Annotated in this window: 7 protein-coding genes; 6 read left to right on the forward strand and 1 reads right to left on the reverse strand. The window is 69.5% G+C overall.

Annotated elements, in window-relative coordinates:
* Positions 1 to 61 precede the first annotated feature (61 nt).
* From uvrB to ABZS54_RS40960, 5 genes are all read left to right on the forward strand, one after another.
* Positions 62 to 2,140 carry an excinuclease ABC subunit UvrB gene (gene uvrB, locus ABZS54_RS40940; RefSeq protein WP_355547911.1) on the forward strand — a complete coding sequence of 693 codons (2,079 nt, stop codon included), beginning with the start codon at positions 62 to 64 and terminating at the stop codon, positions 2,138 to 2,140.
* A 213-nt stretch (positions 2,141 to 2,353) separates the two neighbouring features.
* Complete coding sequence (locus ABZS54_RS40945) at positions 2,354 to 2,926, forward strand: TerD family protein (protein ID WP_020553592.1); 573 nt, start codon at positions 2,354 to 2,356, stop codon at positions 2,924 to 2,926.
* A gap of 107 nt (positions 2,927 to 3,033) precedes the next feature.
* On the forward strand, positions 3,034 to 4,788 hold the full coding sequence (locus tag ABZS54_RS40950; RefSeq protein WP_355547896.1) for a TerD family protein: 1,755 nt from the start codon (positions 3,034 to 3,036) through the stop codon (positions 4,786 to 4,788).
* 285 nt (positions 4,789 to 5,073) lie between these two features.
* The gene (locus tag ABZS54_RS40955; RefSeq protein ID WP_355547899.1) at positions 5,074 to 5,730 is read left to right on the forward strand and encodes a 3'-5' exonuclease; all 657 of its coding nucleotides are present in this window, start codon (positions 5,074 to 5,076) and stop codon (positions 5,728 to 5,730) included.
* Positions 5,731 to 5,906: 176 nt separating this feature from the next.
* Positions 5,907 to 6,896 carry a TerC family protein gene (locus ABZS54_RS40960; RefSeq protein WP_355547902.1) on the forward strand — a complete coding sequence of 330 codons (990 nt, stop codon included), beginning with the start codon at positions 5,907 to 5,909 and terminating at the stop codon, positions 6,894 to 6,896.
* Here ABZS54_RS40960 and ABZS54_RS40965 read toward each other — a convergent pair.
* Entirely contained in the window at positions 6,893 to 7,054 is a 162-nt protein-coding gene (locus tag ABZS54_RS40965; protein ID WP_355547905.1) for a hypothetical protein, read from the reverse strand. The genes ABZS54_RS40960 and ABZS54_RS40965 overlap by 4 nt on opposite strands.
* Positions 7,055 to 7,192: 138 nt before the next feature.
* Here ABZS54_RS40965 and ABZS54_RS40970 point away from each other — a divergent pair, with 138 nt between their 5' ends.
* Positions 7,193 to 7,744 (forward strand): CGNR zinc finger domain-containing protein, encoded by a 552-nt coding sequence (locus ABZS54_RS40970; protein WP_355547908.1) that lies wholly within the window; start codon positions 7,193 to 7,195, stop codon positions 7,742 to 7,744.
* Positions 7,745 to 7,797: the final 53 nt, after the last annotated feature.

The raw sequence follows: 7,797 nt of genomic DNA on the forward strand, positions 1-7,797 counted from the left end.
GCTCTTCCGATCTAAACGGCGCCCACGCCGTTTGTCGGCCCGGGGTCGTAACGTATGTATGGTGCGACCCATTACCGATCTCGAACGCAAAGTGGCGCCCTTCGAGGTCGTCAGTCCCTATCGGCCGTCCGGTGACCAGCCGCAGGCGATCGATCTTCTCGAGCAGCGGGTCACCGCGGGCGACAAGAATGTGGTGTTGCTCGGTGCGACCGGCACCGGGAAATCGGCGACGACCGCGTGGATGATCGAGCGGCTCCAGCGGCCGACCCTCGTCATGGCGCCCAACAAGACCCTCGCGGCCCAGCTCGCCAACGAGTTTCGTGAACTGCTGCCCAACAACGCCGTCGAGTACTTCGTCTCGTACTACGACTACTACCAGCCCGAGGCGTACGTCCCGACCACGGACACCTACATCGAGAAGGACTCCTCGATCAACGAGGAGGTCGAGCGGCTGCGGCACTCGACCACCAACTCGCTGCTGACCCGCCGCGACGTGATCGTGGTCGCGTCCGTGTCCTGCATCTACGGCCTCGGCACCCCGCAGGAGTACGTGGACCGGATGGTCCGGCTGCGGGTCGGCGAGGAGATCGAGCGCGACGCGCTGCTGCGCCGCTTCGTCGGCAACCAGTACACCCGCAACGATGTCGCGTTCACGCGCGGCACCTTCCGGGTGCGCGGCGACACGATCGAGATCTTCCCGGTCTACGAAGAGCTGGCCGTGCGGATCGAGATGTTCGGCGACGAGATCGAGTCGCTGATGACGCTGCACCCGCTCACCGGCGAGGTGGTCAGCGAGGACGACGAGCTCTACGTCTTCCCCGCCACCCACTATGTGGCCGGCCCCGAGCGCATGGAGCGGGCGGTCGCCGGGATCGAGCAGGAGCTGGAGGAGACGCTCGCCCGGATGGACAAGCAGGGCAAGGTGCTGGAGGCCCAGCGGCTGCGGATGCGGACCACGTACGACATCGAGATGCTCCGCCAGATCGGCACCTGCTCCGGCATCGAGAACTACTCGCGGCACATGGACGGCCGCGACGCCGGCACCGCGCCGAACACGCTCCTCGACTACTTCCCCGAGGACTTCCTGCTGGTGCTGGACGAGTCGCACGTGACCGTGCCGCAGATCGGCGCGATGTACGAGGGCGACGCGTCGCGTAAGCGCACCCTGGTCGAGCACGGCTTCCGGCTGCCGTCCGCGATGGACAACCGCCCGCTCAAGTGGGAGGAGTTCCTGGAGCGGGTCGGACAGACGGTGTACCTGTCCGCGACCCCCGGCAAGTACGAGCTGGCCAAGGCGGACGCGGTGGTCGAGCAGATCATCCGCCCGACCGGCCTGGTCGACCCCGAAGTCGTGGTCAAGCCGACCGAGGGCCAGATCGACGACCTGCTGCACGAGATCCGCACCCGGGCCGAGAAGGACGAGCGGGTCCTGGTCACCACGCTCACCAAGAAGATGTCCGAGGACCTCACGGACTACTTCCTGGAGCAGGGTGTGCGGGTGCGCTACCTGCACAGCGACATCGACACGCTGCGCCGGGTCGAGCTGCTGCGCGAGCTGCGGCTGGGCGAGTACGACGTGCTGGTCGGCATCAACCTGCTGCGCGAGGGCCTGGACCTGCCCGAGGTCTCGCTCGTGTCCATCCTGGACGCGGACAAGGAGGGCTTCCTGCGCTCGGGCACCTCGCTGATCCAGACCATCGGTCGTGCGGCGCGAAACGTGTCCGGCCAGGTGCACATGTACGCGGACAAGATCACCCCGTCGATGGCCAAGGCGATCGACGAGACCAACCGTCGACGCGCCAAGCAGATCGCGTACAACACCGAGCGCGGCATCGACCCGCAGCCGCTGCGCAAGAAGATCGTGGACATTCTCGACGCGATCTCGCGCGAGGACGCGGACACCGCCGATCTGCTGGCCGGCAACAAGGGTCGGCAGAAGGCGCCGGTGCCCTCTCTGGGCAAGAAGGCGGCGACGGACAATCTGCCCGCGGCCGATCTCGCGGACATGATCCGGGTGATGACCGAGCAGATGCACGCCGCGGCCTCCGAACTGCAATTCGAACTGGCCGCGCGGTTGCGCGACGAGGTCGGGGAGCTGAAGAAGGAGCTGCGCGGGATGAAGGCGGCGGGCATCGCGTAGCACGATGTTCGGGACGGATCACGGGGATGCGGGAACGGCCCGTGAAGTCCGTACGTCTTGACCGGTAGGTTCGTGATCCTGAATGTCACCGAGGGGGCTCGCCGGGACACCGGCGACTTCCGAGGACTACTCTGCGGCCAGTGTGGGCCCGCCCCGACCACGGGACGGCGTTCGCGCGCCGCGTGACCAAATCTGTGAGGGGAGACGTCGCCAGTGGCCGTCAACATGTCCAAGGGCCAGAGGATTTCACTCGACAAGCCGGGTGGTGGCGAGCTGACCATGGTCCGGATGGGCCTGGGATGGGACGCCATCAAGCGCCGCGGCCTGTTCGGCAGCCGGGAGAAGGAGGTCGACCTCGACGCGTCGTGCGTGCTCTTCGCCGAGAACCAGCCGGTCGACGTCTGCTACTTCGGCCAGCTCACCAGCAAGGACGGGTCCGTTCGCCACACCGGCGACAACCTGACCGGGCACGGTGACGGCGACGACGAGTCGATCCTCGTGGACCTGTCCCGCGTGCCGGTGCACGTGGACCAGATCATCTTCACGGTCAGCTCGTTCCAGGGGCAGACCTTCCAGGAGATCGAGAACGCGTTCTGCCGGATCGTGGACGAGACCACGAACACCGAGCTGGCGCGCTACACGCTCTCCGGCGGTGGCAACTACACCGGCCAGATCATGGCCAAGCTCTACCGGCACGGCACCGGCTGGAAGATGGCCGCGATCGGCGAGCCCGCGCACGGTCAGACCCTGCGCGACCTGCTCCCGGCTCTGATGGCGCACCTGTAGGACGCAGCACAACCAAACATGGTGAGCGGGCCGGGACGAGCGGATCACGCCTCCCGGCCCGCTCGCGCGGGGTCCGTCCCGGCGGGGCGGGGAGGGGACGAACGCACGTGAGCACCGAACTGGTACGGGGTCAGAACCTGACACTGCCCGACACCCGGGTGGAGGTCGAGATCGCGGCGCAATGCCCGGTCGAGCTGGTGGTGACCCTGGTGGGGGCCGACGATCGGGTCCGCGGCGACGACGATGTGATCCAGCGCGGTGGTGTCGACACCGTCGGGGCGACCATCCGACAGGCCGGTGCGACCTTCGAGCTGGACAGGCTGCCCGCCGAGATCGAGCGGGTGCTGGTCGGCGCCTCGCTGGAGGGCGGCGGCGTGGACCGGTTCGGCGTGGTTGCGGCGCCGGTGGTCACCGTGCGGGCGGCCGGGGAGGACCTGGCCACGTTCCGGATCACCGACCTCGGCAGCGAGCGCGCGCTGCACACCGTCGAGCTGTATCGACGCCAGGGCGCGTGGAAGGTGCGCGCCGTCGGGCAGGGCTACGAGGCCGGCCTGGAGGCGCTGCTCAAGGACGTCGGCGTGCAGAACCGGGCACGGGTGGTGGACCGCGCGCGCACCGCGCTCGGCGGACCCGCAGCCGCGCCGTTCAGCGCCGCGAACGCGCCCACCGAACCGCGCGAGCCGGGCACCGTGCCGCGGGTGGATCCGAGCGGCGGCATGGCGTGGGCCGCGGCCCCGCCGGACGTCGAGCGCGAGGCCGCGCAGCGGGCCGCGCGGCGCGAGGTGGAGAAGCTCTACGAGCAGGTCTGGGGCGTGTTCGAGGACGCGGCGCGATCGGCCGCCGCCTACCGATCGGCGATCGAGTACGCCGACGGCCGGTTGGACAAGGAGCTGGAAGGCGTCCTGAACGACCCGGCCGCGCGCTTCTCGCCGGCGGGGCTGGCCGCGCAGGACACCGCGCGCGATCGACACCGGGCGCTGGCCGAGCAGGCCAAGGCCGTGCTCGACCGGGACACCGCGCAGCTGGTCGGCGAGGTCGAGCAGTTGGAGCCGAACCTGCCGCCGGTGATGGCGCGTTGGGACAGCACGTCGTGGGCCGGGTGGCAGGCTCCCGAGGACGGGGCGCCGGCGATTCGGCTCGGCGACCTGCACCTGCCGGAGCGGCCGGAGCTGCGGGTGCCGATGGTGTTGCGGTTGCCGATGGATCGCGGGTTGTGGATCGACACCGGCGCGACCGGCCTGGAGGGCGAGCGGGGCAACGGCGCGGAGCGGGCCGACGAGCTCGCGGTGTCGCTGACCGCGCGGATGTTCGCGGCGTTCCCGGTGGGCGAGTTCAAGGTGCACGTGATCGACCCGGCGGGCAAGGGTACGGCTGCCGCGCCGTTGCAGCCGCTTGCGTCGTCCGGGCTGCTGGTGGGGCCGGTGGCTACCGATGCGGCCGACGTGTCCGCGCTGCTCGGGCGGATTCTGGACCGGATCGAACTGGTGCGGATGGCGGTGGCCAACGACGCGGTGGACTCGCTGCCGAGCGATCTGGATCTGGCCCGGCAGTTGGTGCTCGTGCACGATTTCCCGTTCGGCTTCGACGATCGCAGTGCGGCCCAGTTGCGGCACATCGTCGAGGAGGGGCCCAGGGTCGGGGTGCACGTGATCGTGGTGGGATCGCGCGGGGACGCCGAGTCGTTCGGGCCGCTGCTGGATCCGTTGTGGCGGTCGCTGTTGCGGCTCACCGCGATTCCGGAGGACCACATCATGGACCCGTGGATCGGGCTGCCCTGGGTGTACACCGCGGATCTGCCGTCCGGCGGCGCGGACGCCACGCGGCAGCTGTTGTCCTGGGTCGCCGGCACGGGCGGGCGCTGAGCACGCGGGACTCGGCCTTCGGCCGGGTGGCCTCGAACGCCGGCCGGGCCGAGGTGATTTGGGTCCGCCGGGTGGCGAGGCTTGGTCGGGTGCGTCGTGCGGCCTCCGGCCCGGTGGCCTCGAACGCCGTGCGTCGTTCGGTTTCCGGCCGGGTGGGCTCGGACGTCGGGCGGGGTCACTCGAAGCGGGCAGTTCGTGGCAATGCGGCAAAAGTGGCGGGGCGGGGGTCATAGACTCTCGCCCCGTCGGTCGTGACCAAGGCGGCCGGGGGAGAGGGATGTCGCCTTGTTCGCCTATGCCGATCCCGTGCGCATGCTCGGAGTGCCCGCCGAGGTCGCTCGGACCGAATTCGCGGTCGTCGACCTGGAGACCACCGGGTTCTCGCCGGCCCGAGGGGACCGGATCGTGGAGATCGGCGTGGTGCGCATGCGCGGCACCGGTGAGGTGCTGCGCGAGTGGACCACGCTGCTGGATCCGGGGCGCTCGGTGGGCGCGAGCCACGTGCATCGGATCACCGCCGCCGACGTGGTGGGCGCGCCCCGGTTCGCGCAGATCGCCCGGGAGTTGGCCGGGCTGCTCGCGGACGCCGTGGTGGTCGCCCACAACGCGTCCTTCGAGCAGCGTTTCCTGGAGGCCGAGTTCGTCGCGGCCGGCCTGGCGCCGCCGATGTTGCCCGCGCTGTGCACGATGAGGCTGGCGAAGGCGTCCGGGCTGCCGCTGGCCGACCACAAGCTCGGGACGTGTTGTGCGCACTTCGGGCTGACCTTTCCCGACGCGCACGCGGCCCTGGCCGATGCCCGGGTGACCGCGCGCCTGCTTCCGCTGCTGCTGGCGGGCCTGGGCACCCGCCGTCTGGGTCTGCCGGTGCCGCCCGCCCGGGCTCCGGAGCGGTTGCCCGCGCCCGTACTCAAGCCGCGACGGGGGTTCGCGCCGGTGGTCTGACGGGTATCCGGGCGCTCCGAGCGGGCCGACGCGGACGGGTCCTCCGATGACCTGTCACCAGGCTTTGGCAAAGAATCACTTGGCCTTTCCTTTACCTTCTGGCATCCTGGAGGTAATCGGAGGGGTACATCCCCCCTCCGGCGATGACGCGACCCCCCACGTCTGCCGGAGGCGCAGTGGACGTTTCACCCGTTGCCTGGATCCTGACCATCGCCGTGCTGTTGGCACTGGTGGCAGTCGATCTGTTCCTCAATCGCAAACCGCACGAGGTCACCCTCAAGGAGGCGTCCCTCTGGGGCATCTTCTGGGTCGGTCTCGCCGTCGTGTTCGGAATCGGCCTGTGGGTCTTCTCCGGATCGGCACCCGCCGGCGAGTTCTTCGCCGGTTTCATCACCGAGAAGTCACTGAGCGTCGACAACCTGTTCGTGTTCGTGCTGATCATGGGCAAATTCGCGGTGCCGCCGCAGTACCAGCAGCGGGTGCTGCTGGTCGGCGTGCTGCTCGCGCTGGTGCTGCGCGGCATCTTCATCGCCGCGGGCGCCGCGGTCGTCGCCGCGTTCTCGTGGGTCTTCTTCATCTTCGGCGCGTTCCTGATCTGGACCGCGTGGAAGCTGATCAAGGAGGCCCGGTCGGACGAGGAGGAGGAGTTCGAGGAGAACGCCCTCCTGCGCAAGGTCGAGAAGGTGTTGCCGACCACCGACGGCTACCGCGACATGAAGCTCGTGGTGAAGGAGAACGGCAAGCGCTTCGTCACCCCGATGCTGATCGTGATGATCGCCGTCGGCACCACCGATGTGCTGTTCGCCCTGGACTCGATCCCGGCGATCTTCGGCCTCACCAAGGAGCCGTACATCGTCTTCACCGCGAACGCGTTCGCGTTGATGGGCCTGCGCCAGCTGTACTTCCTGATCGGCGGGCTGCTCAAGAAGCTCGTCTACCTGTCGTACGGCCTGTCGGTGATCCTCGGCTTCATCGGCGTCAAGCTGATCTTCGAGGCGCTGCACGGGCAGGGCGTGCACGTGCCGGAGATCGGCATCCCGCTCTCGCTCGGCGTGATCGTGGTGACCCTGGCGGCGACCACGGTGCTGAGCCTGCGCAAGACGAAGAAGGACGAGCGTGCGGCGGCCGAGGAGGCCGCGAAGGCGGGCAAGGACGCGAGCGTCTAACCCCGAAGCGGTACGGCCGGCGGCCCCTGGGCGAGGAGCACCTCGTGCGGGGGCCGCTCCGTCGTGGACGGCCGCAGCCGCACGCCCACGCTGCCGCACAGGCAGCGGGTGTAGACGACTTCGCCCTGTGATGTGGGGTGTCGGGACAGTACGGTCATGCGCGGATCCTCGATCCGTCCACAGGCGTCGCACCGGGAAGACATCGCGTTGCCCCCATGTTGGCTAGGGTGATCGATAGGGGTAATGGGTGTGTCGGCGTAGCTCCTTACATGTCTCGCAGCCTAGGTAAGGGTTCAATGGAAGTCAACGGTTACCGCAGTGACGGCGTCGGCGCTGCCGTCGCGATGGTCAACGCGTGGACGGGCATCGACGGCTCGCCTCCGGACACCGAGTCCGCGCGAGATGTGCTGAGACCGTTCTCGTTCCTGGTCGAGGACCTGGGTGAGGAGGCGCTCGAACCTCTGCTGGAGTGGGCGGGTGAACTGCGCGCGTTCTTCGCGATCACCGACCTGGAGGGGGCCGTCGAGCATGTGAACGGCCTGCTCGCGCGGGTCGAGGTCCGGCCGCGGCTGGTGGATCACGGCTATGGGCTGCACCTGCACCACGCGCCGTCGGGGGTGCCGTTCGTGCAGCGCATCCGGATCAACACCGCGATGGGGCTGGCCAACCTGGTGGCCGACTACGGTCTGGGCCGGTCCGGCGTGTGCGCGGCGGCCGGCTGCGAGCGGGTGTTCGCGGACACCTCCCGCAACGGCCGCAAACGCTACTGCTCGGATGCGTGCGCCAACCGCGCGAACGTGGCCGCGCACCGGGCGCGCCGCAGGGCGGCCGCGCCGGCCGGGGGCTGACTCGACCCGGGTGGCCGGGCTGTGGGCGGGTTTTCGGGAGGCCCGCGCGGCCC

Origin of the sequence: Embleya sp. NPDC005575 (assembly GCF_040605455.1) — a bacterium.
Taxonomy (GTDB): domain Bacteria; phylum Actinomycetota; class Actinomycetes; order Streptomycetales; family Streptomycetaceae; genus Embleya.

Coding starts and splice junctions, on each gene's coding strand:
- ABZS54_RS40965 (WP_355547905.1), bottom strand. CDS start 7,054: ATGACCGTACTGTCCCGACACCCCACATCACAGGGCGAAGTCGTCTAC.
- ABZS54_RS40970 (WP_355547908.1), top strand. CDS start 7,193: ATGGAAGTCAACGGTTACCGCAGTGACGGCGTCGGCGCTGCCGTCGCG.